The following is a 19,881-nucleotide window of genomic DNA, read 5'->3' on the forward strand; positions in this document are numbered from 1 at the left end:
AGACCCTCACTTGGTTACCGGCTGGACGAGGCCGCCGGCAGCCGGACGCGGCCGACACCGTTGTCGAACACGACAGTGGTGCCGAACGGCTTCGAGAACCGCGCCACGTCGTCGATGATCTTCCGCGCGACATCGCCCTGCGCAAGCTGCGGCCGGCCGCGTTCGGCGGGAGGCTTGCCGAACCCGAGGCTGATCGGATGGAGGGTCAGCTCCTCGAGCGTGCCGTCACGCCACCGCGGCGCCGCGACGACCGCTTCCCAGATCTCCCGCTGCGCGGGAAAGCCGCGTTTGTCGAAATCGTAGCGGGCGTCGTTGAAGTCGGCGACGTGCGCCTCGGCGCCAAGCTTGTACGTGTCGTAGTTCTCCGCAGGCAACCGCAGCAGCGTCTCGTTCTGGAAGATGAAGTCGCCCAGGCTGTAGAACACCGGGCGCCCTTTGTACATCTCGATGCCACGCAGCACGTGCGGGCCGTGGCCGACAAACACCGTCGCCCCGGCGTCAATCATCGCGCGGGCAAAGGCCGGCAGGAAATCGGCCGGCACGAAGTTCGTCTCGCCGCGCTCGTGCGCATGGATCGTCACGATCGTGTAGTCGGCGAGACGGCTCGCGTTGTGGACGACGGCGGCGATCGCCTTCACGTCTTCTTCGTCCGGCGCCGTGAGAACCGCGGGCGCATCGCCGCGCACGAAGCGCGCCCCGAGCAGGCCGAACGGCTCACCCGCCGGAGTCACGCTGAACCGCAACCGCTTCGCCGTCTCGCGCAGCGCCTCCAGGCGATCGGAGGGAAGCACGTAGGTCGTCGTGAAGCGAAGCGGGTTGAGGCCGGGGCGTGCGGGCATGTCGCCGCGCGAAGAACTCGCGCGGGAGTGATCGGGGAAGGTCGAGGCGACCGACACCAGGGCCACGCGGCCGTTCGGCGTCTCGAGGAACTTCGCCTCGCGCGCCTGTTCGAGGCTCTCGCCGACACCGGCCTGCACGAGGCCGGCGTCCGCCACGTGACGCGTGGTCAGGCGCATGCCTTCCACGCCGTAGTCCCCCGTGTGGTTGTTCGCGCGCGAAACCATGTCGAAGCCGGCCCAGACGAGATCGCGCACCAGCGCCGGGTCGGCCCGCATGTAGGTGCCGCCGCTCTGGTTCATCGGGTACGGCTCGTAGTCGTGGAAGAGCATTTCCAGGTTGGTGAACGCCACGTCGGCGCGCCGGATGATGTCGAACAGCTGCAGGAAGGCCGGCTCGGAATAAATCGCCAACCGGCGCGTGATGATCGAGTCGCCGGTCAGCGCCATGGAAAAGGTGCGCCCGTCGGGCTCCCGCGTGCGTGCGGGATTGCTCTGACCCGCCAGGTCGGATGTGAGCGCGATGACGAGGAACGCTGCGGCAAGATGCACGAGGCGCATGGACCCTCCCGTTGACGGGGGATTATGCCGCAGGAGGTCTGGGCCCCCTGGACCCTGATCACATTTCCGTAAGTCGCCCCCGAAAACCGTCGGCGCAACCGTATCGTGCGGGCCCGGCCCGGCCGCAAACGAGCGAGAAATCGCCTGTAAACACGGGCGAATACGGCTCTCTGCGCGGTGGCATAGCCGCTGCTATGTCGGGGTGCAGGCGGCCTGAAATTACGGCAGGGAGCCGTGAGTTGCTGGGGAGCCGGGTCGCCAACTGGGCTGGGGCATCGTGAATAGCGATGCCCCACTTTTTTTTGGCCTCGCCCTAAACCCTGAACCCTAGACCGTTGCCCCCTCCGGATACTGCAGCGCCAGGCGCAGTTCTTTCGCCAGCGAATCCACCGTCGTCCCCGAGCGCTTCCAGGCGCCGTCGGTCTCGAACCGGAGGTCGCCGATACGGCGGCCCCAGGGCGCGATGACGCGGCCGATCGCACGGAAGTCCGAGCGGTCCGCGTGCTCCTGGTCGAGCCGCCGGACGACGTCCGGCGCGACGCGGATAAAGGCGCGCAGCGCGCTCGCGTTCTTGATCGAGTACTTCCGGCCGTTCCACGCCGCGTTGAAGATCATCGCGATCTGCTTGAAGTAGTTCACGAAGAACTTCTTCGCGTCCTCCTGGAACTCTTCCCCCTTGCGGCCCGATCCGAACGCGTCGGTGCCGAACAGCTTCTTCAGCTCCTGCGCCAGGGGCGCCTGCGCCACGCGCCCCGTGCCCACGCCCAGCAGCTTGATCTCGTCATAGAGCGGCGAGTCCTCGCGGTCGTTGAGCGCGCGCACCACATCGTGCGCCGTCGCGAGGGCGTCATCCCGGTAGAGCTGCCGCCCCGAGAGCGACACGAGGTGCGACGCGTTCAAGCGCGTGTGTTTCGCGTTGATCGTGACGAACATCTGGACGACGTGATCTTCGGGGAGCTTGTCGAAGATGATCGCCGGGACCGTGAACTGCTCCCCCTCGAACTTCTCGAGGTCCGCGTGCAGGGCGAGCAACCGGTGCTGGCCGTCGATCGCGCGCAGCACGCCTTCACGCTCGGGGATCTTCAACGTGCCGAGCGACGAGTTTTCCTCCGACGGCTCGAACTTCAGCGTTTCGTCCGACGAGATGATCACCGCGCCGGGTATCGACGGGAGGTCGCGTGCCTGCCGGCACTGCTCGTAGTACTGCACCAGCTCGTCGATCTTGCGGCGGATGATCTGCCGCTGGTAGGCCTTTTCGCTCGAGGCGATCCGCCGTTCGAGCAGATCCCAGTTGATGCGGTTCTGCCGGCCCCCTGCCTTGCCGCCCCGCACCGGCGGGTGCGCACTCTCGCCGTAGCTCAGGACCTCGAAGCGAACGAGCTTGTCTATGTCATTGGCGCTCAGCGAAGCCTGATAGAATGCGACGCCAAACTGCTGCATGCGGATTGCGGCAACGTGAATCATACGGGGCATTTATAGGCTTAACAGCGCGGCAAACTCAAGGCCACCGCGTGGCCGTTCTGCCCGTTCCGTCACGCCATTTCACACGCCTGCAAGGAGTTATATATGGTTCGGCGCTCTCTTACGCTGCTGCTCGTCGTCGGCCTTTTGACCGTTTTGGGCTCCGGGATCGCCGCGCAGCAGAGCGTGCTGCAGCCTCGCGACCCCGCACAGCCCCAGGACGCGGAGTTCGCGCGCCTCGTCAAGGAATGGACGACGAAGCCTGAATTCATCAGCCCGCTGGTCGATCACCTGCCCAAGTCGGCCACGGTGCCGACCCCCAAGGACGTCCTCGGGTACTACATCGGCGCGCCCAAGAAGCTCACCTACTACGCGGACATCGTGGGCTACTACCGCGCGCTCGCGGCGAAGTCGCCGCGCGTCCGCGTGCAGTCGATCGGGAAGACAGACGAGGGACGTGACTACGTCGTCGTCTACCTGTCGTCCGAGGAGAACCTCAAGGGGCTGGAGCAGTATCGCCAGTACTTGAACCAGCTTGCCGACCCGCGCACGCTTTCGGACGCGCAGGCGCGGGAGATCGTCGCGAAGGCGAAGCCCGTGTATCACCTGATGGCCGGGCTGCACAGCGGCGAGACGGGGAATTCGGAAATGCTGATGGAGCTGGCGTACCGCCTCGCGGCGGAAGAATCGCCGCTCATCAGGCAGATCCGCAACAACGTGATCGTGACGCTGACGCCGGTCGCCGATCCGGACGGCCGCGACCGGTACGTGGACTGGTATTACCGCCATCTCGTCGACCTCGAGGACGAGAACGACCGCGTGGCGGGCCCGCCGTACTGGGGCAAGTACGTCCTGCACGACAACAACCGCGACATCAACTACTCGCAGGTCACGATGCGCGCGCTGCTCGACTGGTACATGCAGTGGAAGGCGCCGATTCTCCACGAGCTGCACGAGTCAATCCCGTTCCTCTACACCTACAGCGGCCAGGCGCCGCAGAACCCGGGGCTCGATCCGATCCTCTTCGCCGAAATGCCGTGGTTTGCGAATTTCGAGATGGCGCAGATGACGAAGTACGGGATGCCGGGCGTGTGGACGCACGGCTTCATGGACGCCTGGTCTCCCGGATATCTCGGATCGATGTCGTACAACCACAACGCGATGATGCGGATGTACGAGGTGTTCGGCAACGGCGGCGCCACGACGATGAAGCGCACGCTCGTGCGCGAGACGCCTGGCGGCGCACCTGCGGGAGGACGCGGATCGCAGGTGACCCGGGAGTGGTATCGGCCGCTGCCGCCGTACCGGGAAGTCGTGTGGTCGATGCGCAACAACATCAACTACGGGCAGACCGGCGTCCTGAGCGGCCTGCAGCTCGCGTCCGCCTTTCCACACGTCGTCCTCGAGAACTTCTACTTGAAGGGCGTGAACTCGGTGAACGCGGGCAGGAAGGACGCGCCGCACGCGTTCGTGATTCCCGGCGGCCAACCGGACCAGACCCGCGTCGCGTTCGTGGCCGGCATCCTGCGGCTCCAGGGCATTGAAGTCGGCCGCACGACCGCCGAGTTGACGCTCAAGGACGGGACCTTCCCCGCCGGCTCGTTCATCGTCAAGGGAGGGCAACCGTACTGGCGGCTCGCGAAGATCCTGCTCGAGAAGCAGAACTATCCCGATCCTGCGCTGCAGACCTACGACGACAGCGGTTGGACGATGGGGCTGATGGCGCAGGTGGACGTGAAGGAGATCGCGGACAAGGCGGTGCTCGACGCGGCAGTCGAGCCGGTCAGGGAGTACACGCCGGCGGGCACGATCGCGGGAGCCGGCCCGGTCATCGCGGTCGCACACAACGGCTCCAACAATCTGATCACGCTGCGCTATCGGCTGAAGGACGCCAAGGTGCGGGCGGCCCAGAAGGCCTTCGCCGCGGGCGGTCGGGAGTTCCCCGCGGGGTCGCTCGTCATCGACGCCGGCGCGAATGCGGACGGCGCGCGGAAGACGATCGAGGACCTGGGGCTGGTCGCCGCCGCGGTAAGCGCCGCGCCCGACGTGCCGATGCACGACGTGGACATGCCGCGCATCGCCGTGTACAGCACGTGGGGCAGCACGCAGGATCCCGGCTGGCTGCGGCACGGGTTCGACCGGTTCGAAGTGCCGTACGACCTCATCTACAAGGAACGCGTGAAGAAGGGTGGACTGCGTGGCTCGTATGACGTCATCGTGATCCCGAGCCAGGGCTCCAGCGCGAAGTCGCTTGTGTACGACGTGCCCATGCGAGGCAAGCCGCTCGCGTACACGAAGACCGACCGATTCAAGTTCCTCGGCATGTACGGCGAGTCCGAAGATGTCCGCGGCGGCATGGGACTCGAGGGGGTGCTCGAATTCCAGAAGTTCCTGGATGAAGGGGGCCTGCTCGTCACGCTCGGGGCCGCGAGCTACTTCCCGCCGGACTTCGGCGTCGTCCGCGATGTAGAGGCGTCGAGAACCTCGGGCCAGTTCTACGCGCCGCGCCCGATCGTCGAGGCGGAGATCCTCAAACCGGCGCACCCGATCTTCTACGGGTACACGAAGACGAAGATCCCGGTGAAGTACGTGAATGGGCCGCTGCTCCAGGTATCGGAGCGCGAGCGCGACCGGGCAACGCTGATGCGGTTCACCGGCGGTGAGGCGGGCGTGCTCAGTGGCTTGATGCGAAGCCCGAACGAGATTCGCATGCGCCCCGCGGTCGTCGATATGCCCGTCGGGTCGGGCCGCGTGCTGCTCTTTGCGACCTACCCGGTCTATCGCTGGCAGAACTGGGGCGAGTTCAACATGCTCTTCAACGCGCTGATGCACTACAACGACCTGGGCGCGGCGCCGGACGTGAAGAAGACCGAGACGATGGCAGGAGCACGCTGAGGTGGAGAGCAGTCAACGGAATGTGGGGCGGACCTTTCAGGTCCGCCGCGCGAGCCTGGAAGGCTCGCGCCACAGCTTCTAGCGTGGGACATGTGGCGGTGCGCCGCGGAAGGGCGCCTCTCCGAGCCGCTCGGGCCGAAGGCCATCGACCGCGACACCTTCGCGCACGAAGCGCCTCCGGCAAACCCAGATATCCGGGACGCCCCACGTGTCGCGGATCACCTCAACCGGCTCGCGCAGGCCGGCCAGCTCGATCGTGCCGTCGATCTGCGACAGCGCCGCGGTCGCGCGGGCATGCAGGTCGTCTGGCGCTCTCGCCGCGAGCAGCGCGAGGAGGGGGGCCACGAGAATCGCGGTGGCTTTGATGTGCCGCTTGCCGCGAAAGACTCGCATGGCCTGCACCCGCCGGCGGCCGCCCTGAACCCCGACGCCTCACGCCGGTCGCCGCTCGGCGCTATACTCCCCCGCATCAGAGAGGTGGTTGATGAGCACCTGGAGTTCCCGCGCGCTGCAGTCCGCTCTCATTGTGCTTCCCGTCCTGGCCGCGCCGGCCGGCGCTCGAACCCTGCCAGACGCCAACCTCGTCGTCGATCCGTCGCTGTACCAGGATCTTCGCTGGCGCAGTCCGGGCCCCCACCGCGGCGGGCGCGTGACGGCGATTGCCGGCGTTCGATCGCAGCCCTGCACGTTCTACATGGGCGCGACCGGCGGCGGCGTGTGGAAGACGGAAAGCTGCGGCAACGTGTGGTCGCCGGTCGGCGACGGCCAGATGGCCACCGGGTCCATCGGCTCCATTGACGTCTCTGAATCCAATCCCGACCTGGTCTGGGTGGGCACCGGCAGCGCGGCCATCCGCAGCAACGTCATCATCGGCCGCGGCGTCTACAAGTCCGCCGATGCGGGAAAGACGTGGCAGTTCATGGGCCTGAAAGAGTCCGGTCAGATCGGCGCCATCAAGGTGCACCCGGCCAAGCCGGACGTGGTCTGGCTCGCGGCGCTCGGCTCTCCGTTCGGTCCGAACGACGAGCGCGGGATCTTCAAGACGACGGATGCCGGCCGCACGTGGAAGAAGGTCCTGTTCGTCAACGGCGAGACGGGCGGCCGGTCGCTGGCGATCAATCCCGCGAACCCCGACGAGATTTACGCCGCGATGTACCGCGGGTTCCGCAAAGGGTGGGACATCATCAGCGGCGGCCCCGCGAGCGAAGGGGGCATCTACAAGTCCACCGACGGCGGCGAAACCTGGACGCACCTGACGAGCGGGCTGCCGCAGACGCTGATTGGCAAGATTGATATTGACGTCGCGCGCAGCAACCCGAAGGTCGTGTACGCGATGGTCGAAGCGCCGGGTCCCGAAGGCGGGCTCTATCGCTCCGACGATGCCGGTGCGAGCTGGCGGCTGGTGAACAGCAGCCAGAGGCTGCGGGCGCGGCCGTTCTATTTCCACTACGTCGATGTCCACCCGACCAACGAAAACGAGGTCTGGGTCAACGAGCTGGGCCTGCACAAATCCACCGACGGCGGGAAGACGTTCACGCAGGTGAGCGTGCCGCACGGCGACAACCACGGCATCTGGTTCAACCCCGACCACCCCCGGGTCGCCGTGCAGTGCAACGACGGCGGCGCCAACGTGACCCTGGACGGCGGCCGCACCTGGTCGACCATTCTCAACCAGCCCACCGCGGAGCTGTACATGGTGACGGTGGACGAGCAGCATCCGTACCGGTTGTACGCCCCGCAGCAGGACAACTCGACGATCGTCGTGTCGAGCGTGCCCGAGATCTCTGGCCGGTTCGATCACCAGGCGATGTCCTGGTTCCAGGCGTCGGGCTGCGAGACCGGGCAGATCATGCCGCGCCCCGACGGCAAGGTGATCTGGGGCGCCTGCAAGGGTGAAGTCGGCCGGTACAACGTCGAGACCGGGCAGGAAACACACTACTGGGTGTACCCGCAGAACCGCTACGGCCACGATCCCGATGAGATCAAGTACCGGTTCCCGCGGCAGACCGTCGTCTGGGTCTCGCGGCACGACCCGAGGGTGGTGTACCAGGCGTCGCACGTCGTGCATCGCTCGGCAGACGAGGGCGTGACGTGGGAGACGATCAGCCCCGATCTGACGGCACGCGAGCCGGACAAGCAGATCGTGCCGGGCAACCCGATCACGCGCGACGTCACCGGCGAAGAGGTCTACAGCAGCATCTATGCGTTCACCGATGCGCGACTCGAGCCGGGCGTCCTGTGGGCCGGCGCGAACGACGGTCCCGTGCACGTGTCGCGTGACAGCGGCAGGACGTGGACGAACGTCACGCCGAAGGACCTGCCGCCCGGAGGACGCGTGCAGAACATCGAGGACTCGCCGCACCGCAAGGGCTCCGCGTACATCGCGGTGTACCGGTTCCTCCGCGAGCACGACTTGAAGCCGTACATCTACCTGACGAACGACTACGGCCGCACGTGGACGAAGCTCACCGACGGAAACAACGGCATTCCCGGCGATTTCCCCACCCGCGTGGTGCGCGAAGATCCGGACCGCGAGGGGCTGCTGTACGCCGGTACCGAGTTCGGCGCGTTCGTGTCGTTCGACAACGGCCGGCACTGGCAGACGCTGCAGCAGAACCTGCCGGCCACTCCCGTGACCGACATTCGCGTGCACCGGAAGGATCTCGTCATTTCCACCATGGGGCGGTCGTTCTGGATCATGGATGACATCAGCCCGCTGCAACAGCTCGCGGCCGCGCGCGCCGGGTCTGCGCCGACCGCTTCGAACGGCGGATCCGGCGGGGGCGTGGCGGCGGCCGACGCGCCGCTTCTGGTGCAGCCGCGGAACGCGATCCGCTATCGCTACGTTGCGGGGGGCAGCGGACCCGGCGAGCCGCACTATCCACCCCCCGCGGCAGCCATCGATTATGTGCTGCCCGCGGGCGCCAGCGGGCCGCTCTCACTTGAAATCGTGGACGCGGGCGGCAATGTCGTACGGACCATTCGTTCCGCGCGCGCCGGCGAGGGGGCGGCGGGTGGCGCCCAGGAGATGACGGGCCGGCGCGGCGGCGGCGTGCGCGCGGTGCTCGCCGCCAAGCCGGGGCACAACCGCGTCTGGTGGGACTACCGGTGGGACGGCACCGGCCCGCTCGTCGCGCCGGGGCGTTTCACGGCCAGGCTTTCCGCCGCGGGCGCGACGCTGACCAAGACGTTCGAAGTGAAGGTCGACCCGCGCGTGCTCGCCGACGGCGTGACGCAGGCGGATCTGGTCGAGCAGCAGAATTTCCTCCTGAAGGTCCGCGATGCGATCGCGGACGCGCGCGCGTTGCAGGGGCGTCTCGAGCGGGCGATGCAGGGTGCAGGTGTGAAGCCCGCGCCCGCGCCCGCGCCGGGCGAGACGCCGGCAACGATCAAGTACGACCACCCGCTCCAGGCCGCGTGGGGCCGGCTGGTGAGCGCTCCGGGGCCGTACCCGCAGCCAATGCTGATCGACCAGCTGTCCAACATCGCGCGCATGGCCGGCCAGGCGGATCAGAAGGTCGGGCGTGACGCGTATCAGCGGTTCGACGACGTGATGAAGGAGCTGAGCGCGCTCAAGGGGCAGGTGGAGCGATAACGCCACGCGCCACGTGACGCCACGTGCGACGTGCGACGTGCCAGGTGCGACGTGCGGGCACGTGGCACGTCGCACGTCGCACGTCGCACGTGGTTAGGTGCCCACCTCGTACGTCACGCGCAGCTCGATATCCTCCCGCATCGAGTGCCACACCGAGCAGTACTTCTCGCGCGAGAGCGCGATCGCGCGCTCGACGGCGTGCGAGGGAACGTTCCCCGTGATGACGTAGTGCAGCGTGATTTCCTGGAAGCGCTTCGGCGGCTCCGGCGCGCGCAGGCCGGTGAACGTCGCGCGCAGCCCGCGAAAGTCGTGGCGCCCCTTGGTGAGCATGTCGACGAGATCGATGGCCATGCAGCCGGCCAGGCCGGCCGCGAGCGCCTGCATCGGCGAGGGCGCCCGGCGCGTGTCGCCATCGAGCCAGAAGTCGAAGCCGCCGGTGCGGCCCGAGAAGAACAGATGGTCCTGCCAGGTCAGCTCGGTGGAAATACTCGGACGCTCGGCCATCGGAGAGCCTCTCTCATGAAGAAGACCCTCCGATGGTAGCAGAGCGTCCTACGCGCCGGTGGGAAGCGCCCGCCGCTGCTTCGGCCCGACGAACGCCGAAATGGCAAGCCACGCCATCGGGAACAGCACCAGGGCGTACGAGAAGTACTGGCCGTACACGCCATCGAAGCTGTACGGCTCGGTGAGCGCGTGCCAGTAGTCGCTTCCGGGCCAGAGGTGCGCCTCGGTCAGCTCGTGAAACCCGTAAATCAGCAACTGGACGACGAACACGGCGAGGAAGACGGCCGTCACCTGGAAGAAGAGCGACAGGTTGACGCGATGGCCGTAGCGGGACCAGAGCCACGCGACGAACGCCGCGAGCGCGGTGCCGCCGATGGCGCCGCCGATCAGCTCCGGCGACTTCACCTGGAACAGGAGCGCGTTCATGAGCAGCGCGGTCTCCATCCCTTCGCGCGCGATCATCAGCACGGTGAAGGTGAACACGCCGAAAAACGCCGCCCGGCCGGCCCGGAGGGCGGACTGCTCGAGCCGTCCCTCGATTTGCGCCTTCATCCGCCGGCCGATGCGCCACATGTGCACGATGAGGGTGGCGACCAGCACCGCGGCGATGAGCGCCAGCACCCCCTCCCAGAGCGCCTGGTTCAGCGCGCGCTGGAGCAGCACGCCGAGGCCGATGCTGGCCGCCACGGCGGCGGCAATCCCCCAATGCACGGCGGGCAGAAGCGCGTGCCGCCCCGTTTTTCGCAAGTACGCCAGACTGATGGCTACGATGAGAAACGCCTCGAGCCCCTCTCGAAGCGTGATGACGAACGCCTGTAGCATGCCGGTCCCCCGTCCCTGAGGTCCTGTCCCTTAAAGTGAGAATGAATCTCAATTTAGAGTCTATAACCGGATATCCGACAAATCAAGTCGGCTTTCGGGCTGATAGAATCGGCCCACTATGCGTCCGTTCTTTTTCCTGTTCGCGGTGGGCTTTGCGTGCGTGCTGGCCACGGTCATGGCCCAGCCGCCGCAGGCCCAGGATTTCCTCCAGCGCGCCCTGGCGATCCACAAGCAGTCGCCGCTCGTCGATGGGCATAACGATTACCCGTGGGAAGTACGCCAACGCGCACGTGGCGACCTCGCCAAGCTCGACATCTCCACGTCCCAGCCCGTGCTGATGACCGACATCGCGCGGCTGCGCGCCGGCGGCGTCGGAGCGCAGTTCTGGTCGGTCTACACCCCATCCGACTTCGCCGGACAGAAGGCGGTGACGGCGACGATGGAGCAGATCGACGTGGTGCATCGCATGGTGCGCCGCTGGCCCCAGACGTTCGAGCTGGCGTTGACCGCGGCCGACGTCGACCGGATTTTCAAGGCGGGCAAGATTGCCTCGATCATCGGCATGGAGGGGGGGCACTCGATCGACAACTCGCTCGCCGCCCTCCGCATGTTCTACCGCCTCGGCGCCCGGTACATGACGCTCACGCACGGTCTGAACACGCCGTGGGCCGACTCGGGGACCGACAAGCCCGCCGCGCAGGGCCTGACGGCGTTCGGGGAAGAAGTGGTGCGCGAGATGAACTGGCTCGGCATGCTCGTCGATCTGAGCCACACCTCGCCTGACACGATGGAGGATGCGCTGCGGGTGGCCGAAGCGCCGGTCATCTTCTCGCACTCCAACGCCCGCGCGCTCTGCGACGTGGAGCGGAACGTGCCGGACCATATCCTTCGGATGCTGCCGAGAAACGGCGGCGTGATCATGGTCACCTTCGTGCCGAGCTTCACGTCGAGCGAGGCGGCGGCGCACATGAAGCGCGGCACGGCGGAACGCGATCGCCTCCGGAAGCAGTTTGCGGGCGACGAGCAGGCGGTCGCGGCGGCGCTCGACGAGTGGCGCAAGGCGAACCCGGAGCCGAAGGCGACGCTGGCGGCGGTGGCGGATCATATCGATCACATCCGCAAGGTGGCGGGCATCGATCACATCGGGATCGGCAGCGATTTCGACGGCATCACGTCGACGCCGGTGGGGCTCGAGGACGTCTCCACGTATCCGGCGCTCACCGCGGAGCTGCTGCGGCGCGGCTACAGCGAGGCGGACGTGAAGAAGATCATCGGGCTCAACATCCTGCGCGTGATGCGCGAGGCCGAGCGCGTCTCAGCGCGCCTGCAGAAGCAGCGCGGGCCGTCAGCGAAATAAGGGGGACAGTCACACTTTCCCGGGCCGCTGCTCCGGAAAGTGTGACTGTCCCCCTTAATCGCTCAATGCGCCGGCCCGAGCAGAATCGCATTCATGAACAGCAGCTCGCTCGCCTCCGTGAACGCCCGGTAGTTCGGGTCTTCCGCGAACGCCACCACGTGTCCACGCCCGAGCGGCTGGTGAATGAGGAACGCCTTCTCCGCGAGCAGCGCCTGCGCGCTCTCCCACGCGAGCCCGCCGGCGACCAGGCGCTCCTTCTTCGCGTACACACCGACGTTGCGCCCCTTGTCCAGCCTGATCGGCGCGAACACGCGGTTGCTCTCGACGAGCGCCGTGATCTCCTCATCGAAGCCCGCCGACAACCAGTGCTCGCCGTCCAGCCTCACACGCACCATCGCGCCGGGCGTGTTGTCCGGCCGCTCGCGTTCCGGCTGAATGGATTTCTCGTAGTCCGCCTTTTCGTCCGGCCTGGCCGCCGGCTTCTTGTCGTCGGCCGGATCGACCTCCGGCGAGCCGTCGCGAAGCAGCGTGCGCGTCTCGAGGAGCGCGACCCTCTCGCGCGCCGCCCAGCGCGACGCCTCGCCAACCGTGATGAGCGTGCCGCCCACCCGCACCCACTCTTTCAGCCGCCTCACCACGTCATCGCTGAACGTGTACGTGCCTGAGGGCAGTGCGAGCACGTCAAAGCGCCGCAGGTCGACGTTGGGAAGCGTGCCCGCGCGGATCGCCGTCACCGGCTGCCCGAATCGCCGCTCGATGACGTAGCGCATCCACCCGGCGGAGAGGCTCACCGTGGGCGCGTCCCACACCATCGCCACTTTCGGCGCCACGAGGTGGGCCACATCGCTGCTGCCGAGCGAAATGCCCTCTTCCACCCAACCGCTCTCGGTGGACACGATTTCGAGCCCGCTGTGCCTCGCGCCGACCGCCGCGAGTCGGCCGCGCAGATCCTCGACGCCCGCGTTCGCCGCCACCCTGACGATCGCCGTTCCCGCGCCAAACCGCCGCCCGTTCATCACCAACGGGGCGTCGGCGAACGCCACCCGCACACCGGCCTGGAGCAGCTCGGCGACGGCGGCCGCGGCGGCGCTGCCCCACGGGACCAGGTACGCGACCTTCGCCGCAGGCAGCGGCGGGGCCGCCTCGGCATCCCACATCACCGGTGCCGCCTTCACCGCCAGCGGCCGGTCGGACGTGACGCACTCCACGTCGAAGGCCAGCGGCAGGCTCCACGCGGTCACGTCGTAGATCTGGTCGCCGATCCGCTCGCGGCGGCGGCGATCCTGCTCCTTGACGAACGATTCATCCTGCGCGATGTGCGGCTCCAGCAGATTGCGGACCAGGCGCCCGGCAGGCTGGGCCGCCGAAACCAGGTACGTGCCCGCCGGCAGCGTCCTCGCCGCGAGCCTCACGGGCTCCTCCGCGCGGCGCACCTCGATGCCCTGCTGTGAAAGCAGCCACGCGAGCCGCCGGGTGCGCGACGGATCGGAGCCTGCGACGAGCAGGTACTCGCGGGTCCCTTGTTCTCCCTGTGCCACGGCGCTGCGCCGGTACTCGACGAAGTCGCGGAGGATCGGCTCGCGGTTCTTCGCGGCGGTCGCCGCGGTCTGGATGGCCGACGTGAAGTGATGGGCCACCCCCTGCTGGTAAGTGAGGATCGTGCCGTCCTCGCGGCGGAACAGCAGACCGCGCGCCGATGCCTGTTCGTACGTCATCCCGATTGCGCCCTGGAAGATCGGCCACGACTCGCCATACCCGGGGTAAAACGAGTCGTACGTTTCGCGGATGAAATACGCGAACCCGCGCTCGTCGAACCGCGCCGCGTTCGTGCGGCCGAACGCCTCGAGCCACTTCATCTGGTCCTTCGTGATGAACGGGTTGATCGGCACGGCAGGCGGAGCGAAGTAGTAAGTGGCGTTGCCGCTCATCTCGTGGAGATCCACGAGCACGTGCGGGTACCACTCCAGGTAGACTCGCGTGCGCGCCTGCGTCTCGCGCTGCGACTGCGAGAACCAGTCGCGGTTCATGTCAAACAGGTAATGGTTGGATCGCCCGCCCGGCCACGGCTCGTCGTGCTCGGCCGAGAACGGCTCGGGGTCCGGCGACGCCGCGCGTCCCTGCCTGTTCGTCGAGACGAACCGCGCGCGGCCGTCAGGGTTCTCCAGCGGATCGATGATGACGATGGAGTCGCGGAGGATCTGGTCCACGCTCGCGTCTCCTCGCGCGGCGAGGAGATGATAGGCCTCCGCGAGCGCCGCGTCAGACGAGGAGATCTCGTTGCCGTGGACCGCGTGCATCAGCCACGTCACCACGGGCAGCTCGCGCACGAGGCGCTCGGCGGCTTCCGGAGCGATGTTGCGCGGATCGGCCAGGCGCCTCAAGCCCGCCTTGATCTCGTCGAGGCGCGCGATGCGCTCGGCCGATCCCACGATGAGGAGGTAGAGCGGCCGTCTCTCCCACGTCTCGCCGTACTGGATGAGCCGCGTCCGATCCGGCGCGGCGGCCGCCAGCGCCTTCACGTACGTGATGATGCCGTCGGGCGGCGTGATCTCGTCGCCCGTGTTCCACCCGAGCACGGATTTCAACGTGGGGATCTTCGGATCGTAGGTCGCGCCCGGCCACAGCTCCTGTGGTTGCGCCGCAACCGCCAGCGGCACCCGGAGCAGGCACACCATGAGGAAAAGGACGAGTCTGCGGATCATTCGTGTCTCCAAACAGGGAAATATCCGCCGTATGTTACGATTTTTGACGGGTGACGTGCCTGCCACCACGACTGGCGACGAAAACACATGCGAAAACTTGGGTCGACCCTTCTGCTGCTGACCGCCCTCGCCCTTCTCTACCCGCTCCACGCGCAGTTCAAGAGCGGCACGCGGATGGTCCCGCTGTACGTCACGGTGACCGACGCGGGAAAGCGACTCGTCGCTGACCTGGCGAAGGACGACTTCGAGCTGTTCGAAGATGACCGGCCGCGCGCGATCGACCTGTTCGAGAACGAGCACATCCCCATCGCGGTCGCCGTCATGCTGGACACGAGCGGCAGCATGACGCTGGTGCTGGACCGCGTGAAGGCGGGCGCCGAGCAGTTTCTCATCCGCCTTCACCCGGACGACCAGGGGGCCGTCGGCGCGTTCAGCGACAAGATCTACGTGAGCGGCCTCACCGACGATCGCGATTCCCTCGTCGCGGAGCTGAAGGAGCTGGACTTCGGCTATCCGACCCGGCTGTACGATGCCCTGAGCGAGGCGATGCTGCAGCTGCGCCAGGCGGACCGGCGGAAGGTGGTCCTCGTGTTCACCGACGGCGAAGACACCGCCAGCCGCACGGGCCGCGACGCCGTGGTCGATCGCGCGAGAAACGAAAACGTGATGGTCTACGGAATCGGGATGCGGACGGTCGTCGGTCCGGTGCGATCGCGCCCGGACCGTGTGTTGAAGAAGCTGGCGGACGAAACCGGCGGCGGCTACTACGAGTTGAAGCAGCAGGATCCGCTGACGTCCACCTTTACGGAGATCGCCACCGAGCTGCACAGCCAGTACGTCCTCGGGTTCGTTCCCGAGCGGCTGGACGGCAGAGTGCACAAGCTCGAAGTGCGCGTGAAGAGGCCCGGCCTGACTGCGCGGTCGCGGAAGTCGTACCTGGCGGCCCCGGAAGGCTCCGGGACGCGGTCGCTCAGGCTAGATCAGGATGACCGCGACCATCGCGGCGACGAGCAGAATTCCCACGACGGCTTCGGCGGTGCTCGAGAAATCCAGTTCCCACATGGTGTGTTTCCCCCTACAGAGGATTAGACGAGGGAAGGGGACGCGGAGTTTAAGTGGGACAGTCACACTTTCCGGACCGCTGCGCGGAAAGTGTGACTGTCCCACTTAAACTCGCTGGCCTCAGTGACCACCGGAAATAGTCGGGACGATCTCGACGCGATCTCCATCCCTCAACGGCTGCTGCAGCAGGTCATGCAGGACCAGCTCATCATTGACGGCAAAGCTGAGCAGCGCGTCGTCGAATTTCTCTGAAAACCCCGGTACGCGTCCCGCGAGCACGTCGATGAGAGCGGCAAGGCTGGCGACCGGCTCGTCCACCGCCAAGACGTCGGCACCCCCCTGGCGCAGCATCGCGGGCAGGCGGACGGTCACCATCAGTGCCCTCCCTCGAGGATGCCGGTGAGCTCCCGCCGCCACTCCGCCTCTGGCAGGCCGTCCTGATCGAGCCCTGAGATCTCGTAAAACCGCGACAGCATCCGCTGGAATTCCTCGCGGTCGATCTTCTCTCCCTTGTACGCGCCAACCTGGATGGGCTCATCGAACCAGCGGTCGGGCAGCGTGTCGTCCTTGCGGCCAACGCCGAAGCGGTGATTCACGAGCCGCTCGACCCCCATGATGTTCTGCCCCACGCGGTCGAGTTCCGGCACCCCGAAATCAAGGCCGGTCACGTTGGCGATCTGCCCCGCGAACTCGTCGAGACCCGGAAGCGATGGGCTGTTGAACAGCTGTGTCGTGAAACGGCACATTCCGACCGCGTCCCCGACCGCGAAGATGTTCTCGCACGCACGGACCGCGCGCTCCTTGCCGTCGTAGCTGTTCGGGGCCGCGCTGACCTGGCCGCCGTAGAGCCGCGCCTTGAACGCGGGGTCGTCGTTGATGCGCGCGTTGATCTCCAGCGTCACCCGGTTGCGCAGGTGGTCCATGCCGCGTGTCGAGACCGCGAGGCCGAGCGCGAACGCCTTCAGGATGCGCGAGTCGTGCGGATCGCTCTGCATCAGGCCCTTCACGGCCATCCGGTAGCGCAACGCCTCGGCGGGATACCAGCCTTTCTCCACGGCGCGCGTGCCCTCCGCCACGACGTCGCCGAAGCCTTCGCGCGCGGCGACCATGAACAGCAATCGTTCGATCGAGTCCGCGCGTCCCCACTCGAGATCGAGCCCGCCGGTCTCCTTCGTCGTGATGATCCGGCGCTGGAACAGCTCCATCGCCCACGCGATGGCCGAGCCGGTGGACGCCGTGTCGAGTCCCAGATCGTTGCAGATGTTGTTCAACCGGATGACCGTTTCGACGCGGTCGATCCCCAGGTTCGGCCCGAACTTCCCGAGCGTCACGTACTCCGGCCCATCGCCGCGGCCGTATTTGTCCGCCGCGTCGGTCTTGAGGTCGTTGAGCGGGCGGCAGTTCACCGGGCAGCGGAAGCACCCCGCCATGCCGGGCCGGTACGGATCGATATTCTCCGCGTCGAGCCGGTCGGTCCACGTCGTTTCCTGGTTGTTCTTCGTGCCCATCGCGCCGAGCAGGCGGCTCGGGCGATACAGAAACGGGGTGCCCCGTGTCTTCAGCGCGTGCTGGACGACGGAGGTGGCGAGCAGGCGCTGGGCGATGTCGCGGTTGTACGGCTTGTACGGCTGGCTGGTCTCGAAGTCGCGCGTCTGCCCCTGCACGAGCACGGCCTTGAGGCGCAGCGCGCCCATCTTCGCGCCGGGACCACCGCGCGCGTAACACGCCTTCGGGCCCGCCATGATCGCGCTCGTGAGCACCTGGCGCTCTCCGGCGCGCGTGATGTTCACCATCGCGATGTCGCGGGCCCAGGTGCCGTGGAAATCGTCCGCGATCCGGTCGCGCAGGTCGATGTTGTCGAGACCCACGTACGTCGTGGCATCCAGGAACTCGACGCCCTCGGCATGAACCCGCAGCATCGTCCAGATCGCGCTGCGCCCGTACAGCACCAGATGATCGACGCCGCACATCCGCAGGAACGATGGGAAGTAGTCCCCGGCATTGCAGTCCATCAGCACGCCCGATTCGGGGGACCACGAGGTCGCGTTGCCCCGCGCAGCGCTCGGCACGATGCCGGTCAGCACTCCCGACCCGAAGATGAGCGGGACGTCTGGATGGAGGGGATGCCGCCGCTCGTCGAGCAGCCGATACAGGTAGAACATGTTCGCGCCCCGCCCGCCGAGCAGGGTGCGGATGACGCGAAGCGGCGTGTAGCCGCGCTGCACCTCGCGTCGTTCGAGATCCACGAACAGCGTCGCCCCCTGGCTGGGAAATTGCGGCGCCCGTGGAAGTTCGCTCGCGAGCCGCGCGACGCGATCCCGAATCATCAGGCTAAGTGTACAATCTTCCGACTTCGGAGGATGCATGCGTTCACGTGTTGCGATACTCAGCCTCACCGTGGCGGCCGTCACAGCCGCTGCGTGTGGAAAGTCAGAACAGCAGAAGGCGGCCGAAGCCGCCGCGACACAGCTGGAGGAAGCCGCGAAGAGCGCCGAGGCGGGAGATACCGCCAAGAGCCTCCAGGAGATGGGCAAGGCGCTGGGCGCCCTGGCAGGCTCCGGTTCGGGAGAGAACAAACCCGTGGAGCCCGTCAGTTTCAAGGAGCTCCAGCTGGCGTTTCCCGAGTTCGAGGGTTGGGAGAAGGGCAAGCCGACCGGCGAGAGGATGTCCAGCCCGGTGCCGTTCTCCGAGGCGGAAGTGAGTTACACGAAGGATGACGCGCGGATTACCGCGAAGCTCGTGGACTCGGGATTCAACCAGCTCCTGATCGCGCCGCTGTCCATGTACCTCGCGGCGGGGTACGAGAAGGAAACGGAAGAGGGCTACGAGCGCTCCGCCAAGGTCGCCGGCTACCCGGGCTGGGAGAAGTGGAACACCGAGTCGAAATCCGGCGAAGTCAGCGCCGTCGTCGGCAAGCGGTTCATCCTCACGGTCGAGGGGGACAACCTCGAGGACACGAAGGTGCTGCACCAGCTCGCCGCGAAGGCGAACTTGAAGGGGCTGCCAGCGAAGTAGAAAAAAGGGGCCGGGAGCCTTCTTCCTGTCCAAAGGCGGGAAAAAGGCTCCCGACCCCTTTTTTCACAGACGAAACCCCTCCTTCAGCGCATCATCGCTCTGAATGACGAACGTGTGCTCCCCCGTGATCCATGCCGATCCCTGTATCTCGGGGATGATCGCGGGCAGGTCGGCCACCGTCTCGCGTCCCACCACGCGTCCGCGGAACGTGGTGCCGACGATGGATTCGTGCGTGAACGGCGCATCGGGCTGCAGCAGCCCCATCGCGTCGAGCACCGCCATCACGGCACACGTGCCGGTGCCGCACGGCGAGCGATCGATCTCGGCGTCGGCGAAGACCGTGACGTTCTTCAAGTCTGCGCCGGGCGTCTCCGGCGGTCCGGTGAAGATCGTTCCGTAGATCCCGGCGAGCCCGGGCTCGAGCGGGTGTTCGACGCGGAAGGCCCCTTCGATCTGCTCCTTGATGGCCATGCCGGCGCGGCGGACGTCCGGAAGCGCGCGCGGCTGCAGCGCAACACCCGCGGCCTCGCTGTCCACGATCGCGTAGAAGGCGCCGCCGAACGCCACGTCGGCGCGAAACCGGCGGTCTCGCAGCCGCACCGGCACCCCGGCGTGGAGCACGAACGACGGCACGTTGACGAAGCGCACGTGCTCGACGCGGCCGTCCGGCCGCCGCGAGAACCGCGCGCGGACGGGCCCCGCCGGCGAGTCCAGCACGATCTCTGCCTGCCTGTCGCGAAGCGTGAGCAGCCCCCGCTCGAGCGCGATCGTCACGACGGCGATGACCCCGTGCCCGCACATCGTGCTGTAGCCTTCGTTGTGCATGAACAGCACGCCCGCGTCGGCGCCGGGGCTGACCGGCTCGGTCAGCAGCGCGCCGTACATGTCGGCGTGCCCGCGCGGTTCGAGCATCAGCGCGCGGCGCAGGGCGTCGTGCTCCGCGAGCACGTGCGCCCGCTTCTCGAGCATGGTCTTGCCGTGCACCTCGGGGAAGCCGTCGACAATCAGGCGCAGCGGCTCTCCCCCGGCGTGTGCGTCAATCGTTCGAATTCGCGTCTCGGCCATTTCGGG

12 protein-coding genes and 1 pseudogene are annotated in these 19,881 nt (G+C 67.1%); 5 read left to right on the top strand and 8 right to left on the bottom strand.

The features are described 5' to 3' along the window. Positions 1-14 precede the first annotated feature (14 nt). On the bottom strand, positions 15-1,397 hold the full coding sequence (locus HYU53_14440) for a CapA family protein (protein ID MBI2222392.1): 1,383 nt from the start codon (positions 1,395-1,397) through the stop codon (positions 15-17). A gap of 327 nt (positions 1,398-1,724) precedes the next feature. Further along, complete coding sequence (locus HYU53_14445) at positions 1,725-2,870, bottom strand: DGQHR domain-containing protein (GenBank protein ID MBI2222393.1); 1,146 nt, start codon at positions 2,868-2,870, stop codon at positions 1,725-1,727. Between the two features lie 93 nt (positions 2,871-2,963). Here HYU53_14445 and HYU53_14450 point away from each other — a divergent pair, with 93 nt between their 5' ends. Next, positions 2,964-5,753: a hypothetical protein gene (locus HYU53_14450; protein ID MBI2222394.1), complete on the top strand. Its 2,790-nt coding sequence runs from the start codon at positions 2,964-2,966 to the stop codon at positions 5,751-5,753. Between the two features lie 78 nt (positions 5,754-5,831). On the opposite strand, the gene HYU53_14455 is transcribed toward HYU53_14450, so the two are convergent. Next, positions 5,832-6,146: a hypothetical protein gene (locus tag HYU53_14455; GenBank protein ID MBI2222395.1), complete on the bottom strand. Its 315-nt coding sequence runs from the start codon at positions 6,144-6,146 to the stop codon at positions 5,832-5,834. A gap of 91 nt (positions 6,147-6,237) precedes the next feature. Here HYU53_14455 and HYU53_14460 point away from each other — a divergent pair, with 91 nt between their 5' ends. Next, positions 6,238-9,348, top strand: a complete 3,111-nt coding sequence (locus HYU53_14460; protein ID MBI2222396.1) for a hypothetical protein — start codon at positions 6,238-6,240, stop codon at positions 9,346-9,348. Between the two features lie 93 nt (positions 9,349-9,441). On the opposite strand, the gene HYU53_14465 is transcribed toward HYU53_14460, so the two are convergent. Together HYU53_14465 and HYU53_14470 are read right to left on the bottom strand one after the other, a co-directional pair. Continuing rightward, the gene (locus HYU53_14465) at positions 9,442-9,852 is read right to left on the bottom strand and encodes an OsmC family protein (GenBank protein MBI2222397.1); all 411 of its coding nucleotides are present in this window, start codon (positions 9,850-9,852) and stop codon (positions 9,442-9,444) included. A 48-nt stretch (positions 9,853-9,900) separates the two neighbouring features. Beyond that, positions 9,901-10,674, bottom strand: coding sequence for an FTR1 family protein (locus tag HYU53_14470; protein MBI2222398.1), 774 nt, complete (start codon positions 10,672-10,674; stop codon positions 9,901-9,903). A gap of 175 nt (positions 10,675-10,849) precedes the next feature. Here HYU53_14470 and HYU53_14475 point away from each other — a divergent pair, with 175 nt between their 5' ends. After that, positions 10,850-12,031, top strand: a complete 1,182-nt coding sequence (locus tag HYU53_14475) for a membrane dipeptidase (GenBank protein ID MBI2222399.1) — start codon at positions 10,850-10,852, stop codon at positions 12,029-12,031. 62 nt (positions 12,032-12,093) lie between these two features. On the opposite strand, the gene HYU53_14480 is transcribed toward HYU53_14475, so the two are convergent. Continuing rightward, positions 12,094-14,733, bottom strand: coding sequence for a peptidase M14 (locus tag HYU53_14480; protein MBI2222400.1), 2,640 nt, complete (start codon positions 14,731-14,733; stop codon positions 12,094-12,096). 87 nt (positions 14,734-14,820) lie between these two features. Between HYU53_14480 and HYU53_14485 the strand changes: the two genes are divergently transcribed. Continuing rightward, positions 14,821-15,822 (top strand): VWA domain-containing protein, encoded by a 1,002-nt coding sequence (locus HYU53_14485; GenBank protein ID MBI2222401.1) that lies wholly within the window; start codon positions 14,821-14,823, stop codon positions 15,820-15,822. A 93-nt stretch (positions 15,823-15,915) separates the two neighbouring features. On the opposite strand, the pseudogene HYU53_14490 reads toward HYU53_14485, so the two are convergent. Next, positions 15,916-18,125, bottom strand: a pseudogene (locus HYU53_14490) (MoaD/ThiS family protein). A 34-nt stretch (positions 18,126-18,159) separates the two neighbouring features. Between HYU53_14490 and HYU53_14495 the strand changes: the two are divergent. Beyond that, entirely contained in the window at positions 18,160-18,810 is a 651-nt protein-coding gene (locus tag HYU53_14495) for a hypothetical protein (GenBank protein ID MBI2222402.1), read from the top strand. A gap of 63 nt (positions 18,811-18,873) precedes the next feature. On the opposite strand, the gene HYU53_14500 is transcribed toward HYU53_14495, so the two are convergent. After that, entirely contained in the window at positions 18,874-19,875 is a 1,002-nt protein-coding gene (locus HYU53_14500) for a proline racemase family protein (GenBank protein ID MBI2222403.1), read from the bottom strand. Positions 19,876-19,881 lie beyond the last annotated feature (6 nt).

Source organism: Acidobacteriota bacterium, from assembly GCA_016184105.1.
Lineage (GTDB): Bacteria > Acidobacteriota > Vicinamibacteria > Vicinamibacterales > 2-12-FULL-66-21 > JACPDI01.